This window comes from Aestuariibaculum sp. M13 (genome assembly GCF_024723255.1).
Taxonomy (GTDB): Bacteria; Bacteroidota; Bacteroidia; order Flavobacteriales; family Flavobacteriaceae; genus Aestuariibaculum; species Aestuariibaculum lutulentum.
This window is the reverse complement of sequence record NZ_JANIAC010000001.1, coordinates 968085-984080: the sequence shown is the minus strand read 5'-3', so window position 1 is coordinate 984080 and position 15996 is coordinate 968085. Positions and strand designations below refer to the sequence as shown.

Sequence of the window (15996 nt, the reverse complement as noted above, 5' to 3'; positions counted from 1 at the left end):
CTAAAGGAAACAAATTAATATAAGACAATGAATTTATTTAATTTAAAAGGAAAAAGAGCACTTATTACAGGAGGTACTCATGGTTTAGGAATGGCTATGGCCGATGGACTTGCAAGTGCTGGTGCCGAGCTTGTTATAACGGGAACAACCCCATCTAAGATGGAAGACGCTCTAAATCACTACAGAGGTCAAGGGTTTACTGCTTCAGGATATTTATTTGACGTTACAAACGAAGAAGATGCTAAAAAGCATATGGATATTATCGCAAAAGAAATTGGTGATATTCATATTTTGGTTAATAATGCCGGAATCATTAAAAGAGAGTTGGCAATTACTATGCCGGTTGAAGATTTCAGACGTGTAATAGATGTGGATTTGGTAGGACCTTTTATCATGTCGCAGTTGGTTGCTAAGCAAATGATTGAGCGTAAAGAAGGAAAAATTATCAATATCTGCTCTATGATGAGTGAACTTGGTAGAAATAGCGTTTCTGCTTATGCAGCAGCAAAAGGCGGCTTAAAAATGTTAACCCAAAACTTAGCTACCGAGTGGGCTAAGCACAATATACAAGTAAATGGTATTGGACCTGGTTATTTTGCAACCAGTCAAACAGAACCTATTCGTGTTGATGGTCACCCATTCAATGAATTTATTATAAACAGGACACCTGCTGCACGTTGGGGAGATCCTGAAGATTTAGCTGGAGCAGCTATCTTTTTAGCTTCTAAGGCTAGTGATTTTGTAAACGGCCAGGTCGTTTATGTTGATGGTGGTATTCTTGCTACTATTGGAAAGCCATCAAATGAAGACTAAATAAAAGACAAATTATTATTAAGAGATTAAAATGAGCAAAACATTCATTCACGACAATTTTCTATTAGAAAATAAGTATGCTGAAGAGTTATACCACGAGTACTCAAAAAATCAGCCTATTATCGATTATCACAATCACCTGCCACCACAACAAATAGCAGAGGATAAGACGTTTAACAATATTACAAATGTTTGGATTAATGGCGACCATTACAAATGGAGAGCTATGCGAACTTTAGGTGTAAACGAAAAGTTTATAACTGGAGACGGTTCAGATAAAGACAAGTTTTTAAACTGGGCTAAAACGGTACCTTACACCATGCGTAATCCGTTATACCACTGGACGCATTTAGAGTTAACAAGATATTTTGGTATCACCGATTTATTAAGTGAGAAAACAGCTGAAAAAGTATGGGATCAAACTCAGGAGCAGTTAACTTCAGGAAGTTACAGCTGTCGTCAGTTATTAAATAAGGTAAATACAGAAGTAGTTTGTACCACCGAAGATCCTATAGATACTTTAGAGCATCATCAAGCATTAGCTAAGTCTGATTATAACGTAAAGGTAAGTACGGCATTCCGTCCTGATAAAGCTATTTTAATCAATGCCGACGGGTACAATGAGTATGTAAACGCCTTAGGTAAATCAGCTGAAGTTGAAATCAATTCTTATGATGATTTACTTAGCGCTTTAAGAAAACGTATTGAATATTTTAATGCAAACGGGTGTTCTTTATGTGACCACGGATTAGATCAAATCTATTTCGAAGCTTATACTGAAGCTGAAGTTAAAGCCATTTTTGCGAAGAAAAGAGAAGGAAAAGTTCTAGCAAACGAGGAAGCTTTAAAATTCCAAAGTGCCTTACTTGTGTACTTATGTGAAACGTACCATGAGTTTGGTTGGGTACAGCAATTCCATTTAGGTGCATTAAGAAATAACAATGCACGTATGCACCGCATTTTAGGTCCTGATACTGGTTGGGATTCTATCGGTGATTATCCGCAAGCACAAAAATTATCTGCATTCTTAAATGCTTTAGATAGTAAAGATAAATTAACTAAAACGATTATTTATAACTTAAACCCTGCCGATAATGAAGTTATGGCAACCATGATTGGTAACTTTAACGATGGTAGTGTAAGAGGTAAGGTGCAGTTTGGTTCCGGATGGTGGTTCTTAGACCAGAAAGACGGAATGACCAAGCAGTTAAATGCCTTATCTAATATGGGACTTATTAGTTGTTTTGTTGGTATGTTAACAGATTCAAGAAGTTTCTTATCGTTCCCAAGACACGAATATTTCAGACGTATTTTATGTAATCTTTTAGGAGATGAAATACAACGCGGCGAATTACCAAACGATATGGAATGGATTGGTAAAATGGTTGCGGATATTAGTTATTTCAACGCAAAAGAATATTTCAAATTTTAAATAGAATAAAGAGCTTTTAAGCTAAATAAGTTCAAATGAAAATTTTAAATTTATTTAAATACCAAATAAACTAATTTATTATGAATGAAAACACAAAAGTAAAAGCAACGAAGTATAGATGGACCATCTGCGGACTTCTATTCATGGCAACCACTATAAATTATTTAGACAGGCAAGTACTTTCCCTAACATGGAAAGATTTTATAGCTCCTGAATTTAACTGGACTAACAACGATTATGGAAACATAACGGCGTTATTCTCTATTTTTTATGCCATTTCTTTAATATTCGCAGGTCGTTTTGTTGATATTTTAGATACCAAAAAAGGATTTTTATGGGCTATCGGAGTTTGGTCTGTTGGTGCTTGTTTGCATGCTTTTGCAGGTATTGCTACTTCTGGATATATAACCGGACATTGGTTTGTAGGTTTTGAAGAAGCAAAGGAAATTATTGGTACAATTAACGATACAGGTTTAGTAATTTCTGTTAGTGTAACCTTGTTTATTTTTGCTCGATTTGTTTTAGCATTAGGTGAAGCAGGAAACTTTCCGGCAGCTATTAAAACAACTGCAGAATATTTCCCGAAGAAAGACCGAGCGTTCTCAACAAGTATTTTTAATGCAGGAGCAACAGTTGGTGCTTTAGCTGCGCCAATTTCAATTCCTTTTATTGCTGAAGCTTATGGTTGGGAAATGGCCTTTATTATTATTGGTGCTTTAGGTTTTGTATGGATGGGCTTCTGGGTGTTTATGTATGATAAACCAGAGAAAAGTAAACATGTAAATGCAGCCGAGTTAGAATATATTCAGCAAGATGATCTTGAGGATAGTAAAATTGAAGGTTATGTTCCTGAAAACACAAAGAAAATATCGTTAGCAGATTGTTTCAAATACAAACAAACATGGGCTTTTGCCTTTGGTAAATTTATGACCGATGGTGTTTGGTGGTTTTTCTTATTCTGGACACCGGCGTATTTAAGTTCGGTTTACGGCATGGATTCTACCGAAGCAGCCTTCCCGTTATTTATTTTATACGCCATAACACTACTTTCAATTATCGGGGGGTGGTTACCAACGTATTTCGTTGAGAAAAAAGGAATGAATCCTTATGCGGGTAGAATGAGAGCGATGTTAATTTTTGCATTTTTCCCATTATTAGCTTTAGTGGCACAACCTCTAGGACATTACACATACTGGATTCCTGTTATCATTATTGGTATAGCTGGTGCAGCTCACCAGGCTTGGTCTGCGAACATTTTTACAACAGTAGGAGATATGTTCCCTAAAAAAGCCATTGCAACCGTTACCGGAATTGGTGGTTTAGCTGGTGGTATTGGTTCAACTCTTATTAATAAAGGATCTGGTCTTTTGTTCGATTTTAGTGCTAATACCAATATGTCTTTCTTTGGATTTAAAGGCATAGAAGCAGGATATTTTATCATTTTCTCAATATGTGCTGTTTGTTACTTAATAGGGTGGAGTGTAATGAAAACATTGGTTCCAAAATACAGCCCTATTACAGATATGTAACAAATAATTTCAATGAATAATTATTAATTAAATATGTCAACAATAAAAAAATTAAATAGAGCAAACGTTGGACTTGAAGAAAAACGTCCGATTAAAATAGTACAGTTTGGTGAAGGGAACTTTTTAAGAGCCTTCATTGGTTACGCGATTCAAGAGTTGAATAAGAAAGCAGATTTTAATGCCGGAATTGCCGTTGTACAACCTATCGACAGAGGTTTAGTAAACATGCTAAACGATCAGGATGGACTATATACGCTTTTCATGAAGGGTATTAAAAAAGGTGAAGAAATTCAGGAAGTTGAATTAATCGATAATATTGTAAAAGGGGTAGATCCTTACTCTAATTTTGGTGAGTATTTAAGTTTAGCAAAAGAAGAGACGTTAGAATTTATCATTTCTAATACTACTGAAGCTGGTATTGCTTACGTTGAAAGCGATACTGCCGAAATGCAACCACCAAGTTCGTTCCCTGCTAAATTAACCGTTTTATTACACGAAAGATTTAAGCATTTTAATGGTGATGCAAGCAAAGGATTAACCATTATTCCTTGTGAATTAATCAACCATAACTCCGAAACTTTAAAAGAAATCATCTTAAAATACATCGCAGACTGGAATTTAGGTGACGACTTTAAAAACTGGATTTTAGAACATAACGCTTTCCACAGTACCTTAGTAGATAGAATTGTACCAGGATATCCAAAAGATGAAATTGAAACATACAATGCACAGTTAGATTATGCAGATAATTTAATTGTTGCTGCTGAGGTATTCCTATTATGGGTTATTGAAGGTGGTGACGACTTAAAAGCTAAATTACCATTCGATAAAACAAATCTTGATGTTAAGATTGTTGATGATATGCAGCCTTACCGTACACGTAAAGTACGTATCTTAAACGGGGCGCATACAGCAATGGTACCGTTCTCTTACCTTTACGGAAACAGAACAGTAAAACAATCTGTAGATAATGATTTTACTGGTGAGTTTATTAACAAAGCCGTTTTCAACGAAATTATCGATACTTTAGAAATGGATCGCGAGGAGTTAAATAGCTTCGCTGAAGAGATTTTCGATCGTTTTAGAAATCCATTCATTATTCATAACTTATCAAGCATTGCTTTAAATTCAATTTCTAAATTTACAGTACGTGTATTGCCAAGTTTATTAGGGTATGTAGATGTTCACGGAAAAGTGCCAGCAAACTTAACATTTGCATTTGCATCTTTAATTCGTTTCTATAAAGGTACTTGGAATGGAGAAGAATTACCAGTACAGGATAGTGCAGATATCGTAGCTAAATTTGCTGAAATCTGGAAATCTAACGATTATACTCAGGTGGCAAACGATGTATTGTCTATTGAAGAATACTGGGGACAAGATTTAACAAAAGTTGAAAATTTAACCAATGCTGTTGCTTTAGCTTTAGAAGAAATTGAAGCTAACGGTATTGAAGCTGGTTACGCAAATTACAGCGCGAAACTTTAATTATTAAAGGTTAACGAAATACATTTTTTAAAATGCAAAAGAAAATCATAAAAGTAAATGCGCCCGATAATGTTGCGGTAGCATTGGTGGATTTAAAGGCTGGAGACGTTGTTTCTTTTGAAGGAGAAGATATAAAAGTACTTTCAGATACAAAATCGAAGCACAAAATTGCTTTACAACGTTTTGAGCCGGGAGACCGCATCATCATGTATAGCGTATTAGTAGGTTCGGCGAATGGTGTTATTGAAAAAGGTGATGTATTAACCACTGAAAACGTAAAACACCAAAGCGAGAAAGTATCAGGAAGAACAGAAACTGTTCAGTGGACAGCTCCTAACGTAGAGAAATGGCAGGATAAAACCTTTATGGGGTATCACCGCGAAGATGGGCAAGTTGGAACAGAAAATGTATGGTTGTTTTTCCCATTAGTATTTTGTGAAAACCGTAATATCGAAATCTTAAAAGACGTTTTCGAACGCGAGTTATTAAAGCAAAAGGTCAATCCGCACCAGATGTTATTACGCTCTTTAGTGAGTGGCGAAGACCAAACAGCGGTTGCAGAACAAAGCACAGATGTTTTCGATAATATCGATGTAAAATTCATCACACACCCGGGTGGTTGTGGTGGAATTCGTCAGGATTCTGAGAGTTTAGCGAAGTTATTAGCAGGTTATGTTAATAACCCTAACGTGGCTGGATGTACTGTTTTGAGTTTAGGATGTCAAAACCTTCAAATTAGTGTATTTAAGGCTGCTTTAGATGCTATAAACCCAAATTTAAACAAACCTGTTTTAATTTACGAACAGCAACAAATGGGTACGGTAGATGAGATGTTAACAGCTATAGTTAAAGATTCTTTTGAAGCTATTAAAGAGGCTAATAAAATTGAACGTAAACCAGCACCGTTATCGAAATTAAGAGTTGGTTTAGAGTGTGGTGGATCTGATGGTTTCTCTGGTATTTCTGCAAACCCGACTTTAGGAGCGGTTTCAGATTTATTAGTGGCTCTTAACGGAACTGCTGTTTTAGCTGAATTCCCGGAGCTATGTGGTGTAGAGCAGGAATTAGTAAACCGTTGTGTTGATGATGCCGATGGAGAGAAGTTCTTAGACTTAATGAAAGCTTACGAGAAATCGGTTGTTGATGCTGGTTCAGGTTTCGATATGAATCCGTCGCCAGGTAACATTAAAGATGGTTTAATTACAGATGCTATGAAATCGGCTGGAGCAGCTAAAAAAGGAGGAACCTCTCCAGTAAAAGACGTTTTAGATTACGGAGAATATATTTCTAAACCAGGATTAAACTTATTATGTACCCCTGGCAATGATGTAGAGAGTACAACAGGTCTTGTAGGTTCTGGAGCTAATGTGGTATTATTCACTACAGGTTTAGGAACGCCTACAGGTAACCCAATTGCTCCAATCATTAAAGTATCGTCTAATACAGAGCTTAAAGAAAAAATGCCGGATATTATCGATATTGAAACCGGAGCTGTTATTCGTGGTGAAAAAACGATTGATGAAATGGCAGAAGAGATGTTAGATTTCATTATTGAAGTTGCCAGTGGAAGAATTCAAACAAAAGCCAAATTATTAAATCAAAACGATTTTATTCCTTGGCGAAGAGGAGTATCTTTGTAATGGATATTTTAAATTTATAAACTATAAAAAAGCCACACTTTAAGTGTGGCTTTTTTTATGAGATAATAATAATCCTAATATTTTCTCGGCACGTCAATATTCATTTCTGTAATATCGGTACTTGTGGCTTCAACACCCAATAAGTATTTGCTGAAATAATCAGCTTTTAGCCAGAAGAAATACTCATACATTTGACCAAAGCCATGGCGTTGACCAGGCATAACCATAAAGTCGAAACGTTTGTTTGCTTTAATTAACGCATCGGCAACTCGAATGGTTGAAGCAGGATGAACGTTGTTGTCAATGTCTCCTGTAACAAGCATTAGTTTTCCTTTTAAGTTCTTCACCAAAGACTGGTTTTTATCAATGTTATACTGAAATGAAATTTTGTCTTCAGCTCCAATAACTTCTTTAATTCCATGGTGGGTTTCACTCCACCAACTGTTGTAAATGGTGTTGTCATGATTTCCTGCAGAAGATACAGCGACTTTAAAGAAATCTGGATAGACTAACATGGCTGCGGTAGACATGAATCCGCCACCCGAGTGACCATAAATTCCAACTTTATCAATATCTATATAATTGTATTTATCGGCTAATTGCTCGGCAACATATTTTTTGTCTTCTAAACCATAATCTCTAAGGTTTCCGTAACCATAAGTGTGATACCATTTAGAACGCGCCGGATGACCACCGCGGTTACCAACAGTTACTACAATAAAGCCTACCTGAGCCATACGGTCGGTGTTGTGCATGCTTACCGAGAACGATTTATTTACGGCTTCTGTTTGCGGGCCAGGGTATACGTATTCTAAAATCGGATACTTTTTAGTTTCATCGAAATCGTAAGGTTTGTACATGACTCCGTATAAATCGGTGATACCGTCGGCAGCTTTTAATTTAAACGGTTCCGGGAATTTATATCCGGCCGCCATAAGTTGTGACAAATCGGCTTCTTCTAATTCTAAAATTACTGATCCGTTGCTGTTTCGAAGTTCCGATTTAGGTACGGTGTTAACTCTTGAAAAGTTGTTAACAAAGAAAAGATTAGAATCTGATAAATCGATACTGTTATTGAAGTCGCCTTCATTTAAACATTTAAACCCGCTTCCATTTAAGTTTACTTTGTATAAATGCTCGTAGTAAGGGTCTTCATTTTTATTTACTCCGGTAGCTACGAAATAAACGCTACGTGTTTTTTCGTCTATACCTTTAAAATCATCAACGTGGAATTCACCTGAAGTCACCTGATTTTTTAATGTTCCGTTAGCATCATATAAGTAGAAATGCCCCCAGCCATCGCGTTCAGACCAGTGTAGAATTTCGGTTTCATTGTTTAACAAAACAATGTTCTTCTTGTCTACAAATGTATTGAAGTGATCTTCTATTAGGGTTTTTACTTCACCTGTATTGATGTCGGCAACATGAATGTCTAATCGTTTACGGTCGCGACTAACCGTACTGAAATAGATTTTGTCTTTTTCAGAAAGTAAAAGGCGTGGTTTGTGTTCTCTTTTATCGGTCTTTTTGTATTCATGTGCATAGATTGCAATAGTCTGTTGAACAGTGCTATCTAATTGAACCGTTTTAATTTCTTTAGAAGGCATGTCGAAGATTAATACACTTGTCTTATAAAACTCCGGCTCACCAGCCATATGATACTTATAAGTTTCAAGTTCAGGACGCCCTTTTGCAACCGAGTTGATAACCCATAAATCTTTAATATGACGAGAATCCCTTTTAGCAAATACGAATTTTTTAGAGTCGTGAGACCAGTAACCGTAGATGGCTTCCCGTTTTGTAGTATCGGCAGGTTTAGTCGTGTTACTTTCTTCCTTGTCACTGCCACCATACCCAAAATAACGTTCACCGTCTTTTGTCCATTGGTTTTCAACAACGGTGGTGTCTTTTTCGTCTTTTACAATTTTCAGGAAGTTTTCTTTATCCATCCAATACAGGTTGTGGTTCTTAGAGAATAAAACTACTGTACTGTCAGGAGATACATTGGCCCATTTTTTCCAAGGCTCTTTTTTCTCTTTTTCGTTTTCGAGAATGGTTAACCCATTAGCACCTAATTTGTATTCAAGAAAGTACTTTTTCTTCTCCATTTTAGGAGCTTTCTTTTTCTCCTTTTTAGTTTTGGTAGAATCGGTTTGTATTGAATCTGTATCTTTTTCTGTTTTTTCATCAACCACTTCAACTTCTTCATTTGACGTTAATTTGAAACGTATGGCTGTATCGTTATCAACAAATTCGAAATCGAACCTAGGTAGATGTTTGGCGTCGTATGGGTCTTTAGTGATTTCAGTTAACCACTTCGCCATTTTTGCATTGTCGAACAGTTTCTTTTTGGTTCTTTTATCGGCATCTACAATGTAGTAGTTAGAGCCTTCAGTGGTTTTGTATTGATACCAAAAACGGTTGCCACTCTCCAGCCAGTGGGGATCAACAGTAGTGGAATGCACCATTTTTGAAATGTTGTATGGTGAAAACTTTGTGGCCAACCTGTAATTGGGTGTTGGGGTCAGGTTTTCCTGATTTTCCTGTGAAAAGGATATGTTATTCAGTAAAGCTAACAAGAAAAATAAGGTAATTTTTTTCATGGGTTATGATCGAAAAATTTTTATGAAGCCACGAAAATATACATTCATACCAGTAATAAATGGTAATTAAATGTTAAAAACCTTAATAAAAATGTTATAATTTGATTGAAATGATGTGATTAATTTAAAAAACAATAAAAATAAACAGGATGAAATTAAAACGTACCAACGACACCTAAAGTACCATAGCCCGCTTTAAACTGCCAGCTAATTTTATTTGGTTGAGCATAGGAGTAGGCCCCTTTTTTCTTCATGAAATTATCAACACCATCTACAGTTACAATAGCAATAGCATAACCCAGTCCTACATCGCTTAACCAATGTGCTCCGGCCCATAATCTTGAAATTGGCGCAATAGAACCAACAGCATAAATACCGGCTTTAACCCAGATATTTTCAAATTGTTTGGCAATCGCGTGAGCCATAGAAACCGATAAAATCGTGTGACCAGAAGGGAACGAGTGGTATCCAGCTTCTTTAGAAAACATATCGAAATCATTTCTATCTCCATCGGTTGGGCGTGCTCTTCCTATTATGTTTTTTGAGAGCGTTTGAATAATGCCTGAAGTGACTGCCGAACCTATAATTAAAACCCCTGTTTCACGAACCTTTTCGTTATCTGTTATAAGTCCAAAACCATAAATTCCAGCCGAAATCATAAAGAAGTTTTGTGGGCTTCCAAAGTACCAGCCAAATTCTTTTAAAACCTGTGGGGCATTTTCTCCTTGTTCAAGAAAATAGGTGTGAGCATCTGTATCGGCAGCATATAATAAACCAGTTCCAGCCACAATTCCAGCTGCAGTTAGAAAGTCCTTTTTTTGCCAACGTAAAGGTTGTGTAAATCCATTACCTACGCTTTTAAGTACAAACCCTCCATCGTATTTAAGATTTCTCCAAATATGACCTTTTTCCTTAGTTGTAGATAAGGAGTCAGTTGCTGTTTGAGCGTTGCTGATGAATACACTGCATATAAGTGTAACGGTAAGTGCTAAATATTTTGTCGCCGTCATTATCGTTGATAAAAATTAAGGCCGCAAAAGTACTAAAATAAGCCGTTTATTTCTGCATCGATGGTGTTAATAACATAGCCTAAATCTTCAGGATTTGATACAAAATCTAATTTATCGACATCAATAATTAGTAACTTCCCTTTATTATAACCATGAATCCATGCTTCGTAACGTTCATTAAGTCGGCTTAAGTAGTCAATACTTATAGAGTTTTCATATTCTCGACCACGTTTTTGAATTTGAGATACCAGATTAGGAATAGAGCTTCGTAAATAGATTAGGATATCGGGACCCTGTACTAAGGATTCCATTAAATCAAAAAGGGAACGGTAATTCTCAAAATCGCGATTTGTCATAAGTCCCATAGCATGTAAATTGGGAGCAAAAATATGAGCATCTTCATAAATGGTGCGATCCTGAATGATATCTTTTCCGCTTTCGCGAATTTGTAAAATCTGGCGAAAACGGCTATTTAAAAAGTATACCTGAAGGTTGAAACTCCAACGTTCCATCTGGTTATAAAAATCATCTAAATACGGATTATCGACAACATCTTCGAGCTGCGCTTCCCAGTGATAATGTTTTGCAAGTAGTTTTGTTAGAGTGGTTTTTCCTGCGCCAATATTTCCGGCAATAGCAATATGCATAGTGTTAGATGGTTTTTATTTGGTATTCATGTAGGGTTTCATTGTCGTAAATATACAAGGTTTCCTTGGTTACAAAAAACGCATCTATCAATAAATTTGGTAATTTTATAGGGATAATTTTATCAGATTCATTTTTTAAAAAGAATAGTGTATTCTCCTTTTTCAGGATAATATTTTCGTTACTCTGCTCGAATGCTGTAAAGCCTTTATTTTTTATTTTTTTAATCAGACTCCCAAAGTAATTGTAGATGTACAAGTACTTTTCAGTAAGTACCCAACAGGTATTGTAATTACTTTTAATATCCAGAACATTATTTTGAATAGGCATTGATTTTGCACGAGTAGTTTTCGTTTTGTAGTCGTAAAGTTCGAGTTGCTGGTTGTTTTCATTAAATACCCAAATGGTATTATCGTACCCTGTTGAAACGTGCGTTACATATTTTTGTTCTTCTAAGGCGTTGAAATCTATTTTTGTGATTTCGGCCATGCGATTATCTAAAATAACAACCGTGTTGAAATCTTTATAAAACAAATTAATCTTTAACGGATTGAAGGTGTTTACAGAAGTAATGTCTCCTAATTGAAAGTTATTATATCCAATATCAATGCCTTTAGAGTTTTTCTCTTTTTTAAATAAAACATTGTCGAAAATATAAAACGTTGCTTCGAAGCTTGAAACGCTTACAAACCTATCAGCTTCCAGTTTGGTATCTTTAATAAACGAGGTCTCAATAAATTCCTGAGAATGTACCGAGATTGATAAAAAAGTAATTAGATATATTAAATGTTTCATGTAGAAATCAAAAATACAAAAAAGCCTTAATGTTTTTACTAATAAAACAGTTTTTGATGTCTTTATATCCTTGTCTTTTAAACATATATTAAAAAGGCAATTTCTTGTTTTATTTATATTTTAACATATAGCAATTAAACTTAATCATATTTTTGATATCTAACTACAATGAAATCAACTTTTCTGAAAGAGTATTGTTAACTTTTTAAAACAAAAATCAACGTATGAAAATGAAATACATTAAAGAATTAGTTTTAGCATCGGCTTTGTTTGTCTCGATAATGGGCTTTGCTCAAAAAGATTTTCAAGGTATTGCCTACTATCAGTCTAATACCAATGTCGATACACAAGGTTTTGGTGGTGGAGATATGGATCCGGAGCGCCAAAAGCGTATGGTAGAGCGTATGAAAGAAATGCTAGATAAAACCTATACCTTAACGTTTAATCAAATTGAATCTTTTTATAAAGTAGAAGAAACTGAGAATTCAGGTGGCGGCGGCGGTAGATGGAGAGGTATGATGAATAGCTTTTCTAATGGTCCTCAGTATAAAAATATAAAGGCAAAGCAGTTAATACAAGATCAGGAGTTTTTTGGTAAGCAGTTTTTAATAAAAGATGAATTGCCAAATTTAGATTGGAAGATGACCAACGAGTCCAAAAAGATTGGCGAATATATGTGTTTAAAAGCAACAGCTAAAAGAACGGTTCCTAACGTAGGGCCTGGAAATTTTAGAAGACGCCCAAATGCCGATGGTCAAATGGAAGAACCAGCTCCAACCAAGGAGGTAGAGGTTGAAGCGTGGTATACATTACAAATTCCAATTAATCAGGGACCTGGAGATTATTGGGGACTTCCGGGATTAATTTTAGAGGTTACTGTAGATAGAACCACGTTATACTGTTCAAAAATTGTGATGAATCCAGCTGAAAAAGTTGCGATTGAAGCACCTTCAAAAGGAAAGGAGATTAGTAGAGCAGATTACGATGATTTGGTAAAAAAGAAAATGGAAGAAATGCGTTCTCAGTTTAGTGAGCGTGCCGGAGACCGCAGATTTTAATCTGAAAACGATAGATTATAGATTTTTTTTGAAAAAAAGTTATTTGTAAAAGCTTGTTAATTATGGTTTTGAATATTTTTTCAAAAAAACGAGCATTTTTATGTTGTGTAGTTTAATAATCTATGATATATTTGCACCCGGTTTTGGGAAGATACTCAAGCGGCCAACGAGGGCAGACTGTAAATCTGCTGACTAAGTCTTCGCAGGTTCGAATCCTGCTCTTCCCACAAAACTGAAAAGCCTGCATCAAGCAGGCTTTTTTATTTCAAATACTTTCATTTAATTTTTAAGCTCTACAGTCGGAGGATTTAAATACTTTTTGAAGAATGTATACAGAGTATCTAAATCTTTTTCTGTTTGAGGAACGGCATGACCTGTGCCGTAATCTACAAGAGTTTGGTTAGGTACATTGAGTTTGTCAAGTTTGTTTTTTAAGTGTAATATTTGGTCTTGGTAGTAAGCATCATCAGTAGTATTATAGAAGAATAAAACTGGAGCTGTTTCTGAAGTTTCAACAAGATATTCCGAACCCATAGTTTTCCATAAATCATAATTGTCTTCTAAAGCACCCCAGGCCCACGGACAGCGAAGTTCTAAATTGCCATCGCCATCATCAAGCGTGTTGTATATTTGAGTATAGTCGAATACGCCTGGTCCAAGTGCAGCGACTTGTACATCGTCTGAAACACCAATATTAAAACCAGCATTTTCAAACAAGGGAACCGATTTATCACCAATAGCCATGGAACCTGCGGTAGAACCTCGTGAGAAGCCGTAAATACCAATATCTCCTGAAAGACCTAAATCATTAGTCATACTTCTTAATGTACGAATAGCCGATTTAACTTTTTGTGCCGTATCCGGGTTCGTCTCATACGATTTGTAGGTGTCGTTTGGTCCATCTTTGGGTTTGCCGCTTCCCCATGAACAGTATTTTGGGTGATCGGCAATAGCCCATGCCAAACCATGAGCAGGGGCGCCTTGTAGAAATGAATCGTTAAAACCGGAAAATGTATACGGTAAAAAGGTTCTCAGGTTTTTATGGTCGTCGGTTAAAGTGTTTTTCTCTTTGTCGAACGTAGCATAGCTGTTACTATACGAAAAGGATAAAATAGTCGGCAATTCTTTTGAAGGATTAGCCGGGTATAAAATATCCATATTTAGCATATCACCTTCAGTGTATTGGTCAGGTCGGTTATAAACCGTTGGGTCATCTTTAAAATAAGGTATATTTCGTTTTATTCGGTAGCCTTCAAATAATATATATGATTGAATTTTTGAGCAATCGCTAAATCCGCAAAAATTACCTTCCGCTAAAGCGTTATTTATAACAATAATATCTTGGTTGATTTTTGAGGCAATAGCGTTTGGATTGTTCTTGTAGTTTAATTCAATAACGCGATATCCTTGGTTTAGCAGCCATTTTACGTTTTCAGAATTTGTGTAACCGCCAAGCTTTTTAAATCCTAAATTTTCAAGGTAAACAATGGTTAGATAGTTTCCATTAACATCTTGAACAGGAGTTTTAGATTCATGTGTTTTATAGGTAATCTTACTTTGTGCAGTATTACTCAACCATGTTTTTTTTGTGGTGCATGAGTTTAAGGTGATTGCTAAAATAAGTAGAAGGGTTAATTTGTGTAGCATGATGAAATGTATAGGAATAAAAAACTCCGTAAGTTTAAAGTTACGGAGTTTTTTAATTTTTATAAGGAATTGCAGATTATAAGTTGAAAGCTGCTTTCACTTGATCTACATAGTCTAATTTTTCCCATGTGAATAATTCCACATCTAAAGTAACACTTTCACCTGTAGGTTGGGTGAAGGTTTTTGTTACGATTTCATTAGTGCGTCCCATGTGTCCGTAAGCCGCAGTTTCACTATAAATAGGGTTTCTTAGTTTTAAACGCTCTTCGATAGCAAATGGTCGCATGTCGAATATTTCAGAAACTTTTTCAGCGATTTCACCATCGGTCATGTTAAACGGACAAGTTCCATACGTATTAATAAAAATACCCATTGGTTCAACTACACCAATCGCATAACTTACCTGTACTAAAACTTCGTCGGCTACACCAGCAGCAACTAAGTTTTTAGCAATATGGCGCGTCGCGTAAGCAGCACTACGGTCTACTTTACTTGGGTCTTTTCCAGAGAAAGCACCACCACCGTGTGCACCTTTTCCTCCATAAGTATCTACAATAATTTTACGACCTGTAAGTCCTGTGTCACCGTGTGGTCCACCAATTACGAATTTTCCAGTCGGGTTAATGTGATATTTGATATCATCGTTAAATAATGCCTGAATTTGCTCTGGTAATTTAGCGATAACACGAGGAATTAAAATCTCTACAATGTCTTTTCTAATTTTAGCTAACATGGTATCGTCATCAGCGAAATCGTCGTGTTGCGTTGAGATTACAATCGCATCGATGCGTAGTGGAACATTATCATCGCTATATTCAATCGTTACCTGGCTTTTAGAATCTGGTCTTAAATAAGTAATGTCTTTGTTTTCACGTCTTAGAGCTGCTAATTCAGTTAAAAGTAAGTGTGATAAATCTAGAGCCAAAGGCATGAAGTTTTCGGTTTCGTTTGTTGCGTAACCAAACATCATTCCCTGGTCTCCTGCACCTTGGTCTTCTTTTGAAGCTCTGTCTACACCACGATTAATATCGTCAGACTGTTCATGAATTGCAGAAAATACACCACAAGAGTTTCCGTCGAACATATATTCGCCTTTGGTGTATCCAATTTTGTTAATTGTATCTCTTGCAATTTTTTGAACGTCAAGATAGGTGTGTGACTTAACCTCACCGGCAAGAACAACCTGACCTGTAGTTACAAGCGTTTCACATGCTACTTTCGACTCTTTATCAAAAGCTAAAAAATTGTCAATTAAAGCGTCGCTAATTTGGTCAGCAACCTTATCTGGGTGGCCTTCAGAAACACTTTCCGAAGTAAATAAATATGCCATAAAACT

Annotated in this window: 12 protein-coding genes and 1 tRNA gene; 7 read left to right on the top strand and 6 right to left on the bottom strand. The window is 35.9% G+C overall.

Annotated features, from left to right (window positions below; all coding sequences use genetic code 11):
- Nucleotides 1-27 precede the first annotated feature (27 nt).
- The 5 genes from NO995_RS04100 (at nt 28) to NO995_RS04080 (ending at nt 6902) form a co-directional block, all read left to right on the top strand.
- Entirely contained in the window at nt 28-813 is a 786-nt protein-coding gene (locus NO995_RS04100; RefSeq protein ID WP_240572072.1) for a gluconate 5-dehydrogenase, read from the top strand.
- A gap of 31 nt (nt 814-844) precedes the next feature.
- Nucleotides 845-2245 carry a glucuronate isomerase gene (gene uxaC / locus NO995_RS04095; RefSeq protein WP_258226388.1) on the top strand — a complete coding sequence of 467 codons (1401 nt, stop codon included), beginning with the start codon at nt 845-847 and terminating at the stop codon, nt 2243-2245.
- An 80-nt stretch (nt 2246-2325) separates the two neighbouring features.
- Nucleotides 2326-3774: an MFS transporter gene (locus NO995_RS04090; RefSeq protein ID WP_240572070.1), complete on the top strand. Its 1449-nt coding sequence runs from the start codon at nt 2326-2328 to the stop codon at nt 3772-3774.
- 42 nt (nt 3775-3816) lie between these two features.
- Nucleotides 3817-5262: a tagaturonate reductase gene (locus tag NO995_RS04085; RefSeq protein WP_258226891.1), complete on the top strand. Its 1446-nt coding sequence runs from the start codon at nt 3817-3819 to the stop codon at nt 5260-5262.
- A gap of 32 nt (nt 5263-5294) precedes the next feature.
- Entirely contained in the window at nt 5295-6902 is a 1608-nt protein-coding gene (locus NO995_RS04080; RefSeq protein WP_258226387.1) for a UxaA family hydrolase, read from the top strand.
- Nucleotides 6903-6976: 74 nt separating this feature from the next.
- Here the strand turns inward: NO995_RS04080 and NO995_RS04075 are convergent, their stop codons facing one another.
- From NO995_RS04075 to NO995_RS04060, 4 genes are all read right to left on the bottom strand, one after another.
- Nucleotides 6977-9505 (bottom strand): S9 family peptidase, encoded by a 2529-nt coding sequence (locus NO995_RS04075; protein WP_258226386.1) that lies wholly within the window; start codon nt 9503-9505, stop codon nt 6977-6979.
- A 155-nt stretch (nt 9506-9660) separates the two neighbouring features.
- Nucleotides 9661-10515, bottom strand: coding sequence for a phosphatase PAP2 family protein (locus tag NO995_RS04070; protein ID WP_258226385.1), 855 nt, complete (start codon nt 10513-10515; stop codon nt 9661-9663).
- Between the two features lie 32 nt (nt 10516-10547).
- Nucleotides 10548-11162: a deoxynucleoside kinase gene (locus NO995_RS04065; protein WP_240573677.1), complete on the bottom strand. Its 615-nt coding sequence runs from the start codon at nt 11160-11162 to the stop codon at nt 10548-10550.
- A 4-nt stretch (nt 11163-11166) separates the two neighbouring features.
- Nucleotides 11167-11955, bottom strand: a complete 789-nt coding sequence (locus NO995_RS04060; protein WP_258226384.1) for a hypothetical protein — start codon at nt 11953-11955, stop codon at nt 11167-11169.
- A 230-nt stretch (nt 11956-12185) separates the two neighbouring features.
- On the opposite strand from NO995_RS04060, the gene NO995_RS04055 reads away from it, so the two are divergent.
- Both NO995_RS04055 and NO995_RS04050 read left to right on the top strand, forming a co-directional pair.
- Nucleotides 12186-13013, top strand: a complete 828-nt coding sequence (locus NO995_RS04055; protein ID WP_258226383.1) for a GLPGLI family protein — start codon at nt 12186-12188, stop codon at nt 13011-13013.
- 145 nt (nt 13014-13158) lie between these two features.
- Nucleotides 13159-13240: transfer RNA gene (locus NO995_RS04050), tRNA-Tyr, on the top strand.
- Between the two features lie 52 nt (nt 13241-13292).
- Here NO995_RS04050 and NO995_RS04045 read toward each other — a convergent pair.
- Complete coding sequence (locus NO995_RS04045; protein WP_258226382.1) at nt 13293-14660, bottom strand: S9 family peptidase; 1368 nt, start codon at nt 14658-14660, stop codon at nt 13293-13295.
- A gap of 76 nt (nt 14661-14736) precedes the next feature.
- Nucleotides 14737-15990 carry a methionine adenosyltransferase gene (gene metK, locus NO995_RS04040; protein ID WP_258226381.1) on the bottom strand — a complete coding sequence of 418 codons (1254 nt, stop codon included), beginning with the start codon at nt 15988-15990 and terminating at the stop codon, nt 14737-14739.
- Nucleotides 15991-15996: the final 6 nt, after the last annotated feature.

Bases quoted from the DNA above. Each gene is read 5' to 3' on its own strand.
- NO995_RS04100 (WP_240572072.1), top strand. From the start codon at position 28: ATGAATTTATTTAATTTAAAAGGAAAAAGAGCACTTATTACAGGAGGT.
- uxaC (WP_258226388.1), top strand. From the start codon at position 845: ATGAGCAAAACATTCATTCACGACAATTTTCTATTAGAAAATAAGTAT.
- NO995_RS04090 (WP_240572070.1), top strand. From the start codon at position 2,326: ATGAATGAAAACACAAAAGTAAAAGCAACGAAGTATAGATGGACCATC.
- NO995_RS04080 (WP_258226387.1), top strand. From the start codon at position 5,295: ATGCAAAAGAAAATCATAAAAGTAAATGCGCCCGATAATGTTGCGGTA.
- NO995_RS04075 (WP_258226386.1), bottom strand. From the start codon at position 9,505: ATGAAAAAAATTACCTTATTTTTCTTGTTAGCTTTACTGAATAACATA.
- NO995_RS04070 (WP_258226385.1), bottom strand. From the start codon at position 10,515: ATGACGGCGACAAAATATTTAGCACTTACCGTTACACTTATATGCAGT.
- NO995_RS04065 (WP_240573677.1), bottom strand. From the start codon at position 11,162: ATGCATATTGCTATTGCCGGAAATATTGGCGCAGGAAAAACCACTCTA.
- NO995_RS04060 (WP_258226384.1), bottom strand. From the start codon at position 11,955: ATGAAACATTTAATATATCTAATTACTTTTTTATCAATCTCGGTACAT.
- NO995_RS04055 (WP_258226383.1), top strand. From the start codon at position 12,186: ATGAAATACATTAAAGAATTAGTTTTAGCATCGGCTTTGTTTGTCTCG.
- NO995_RS04045 (WP_258226382.1), bottom strand. From the start codon at position 14,660: ATGCTACACAAATTAACCCTTCTACTTATTTTAGCAATCACCTTAAAC.
- metK (WP_258226381.1), bottom strand. From the start codon at position 15,990: ATGGCATATTTATTTACTTCGGAAAGTGTTTCTGAAGGCCACCCAGAT.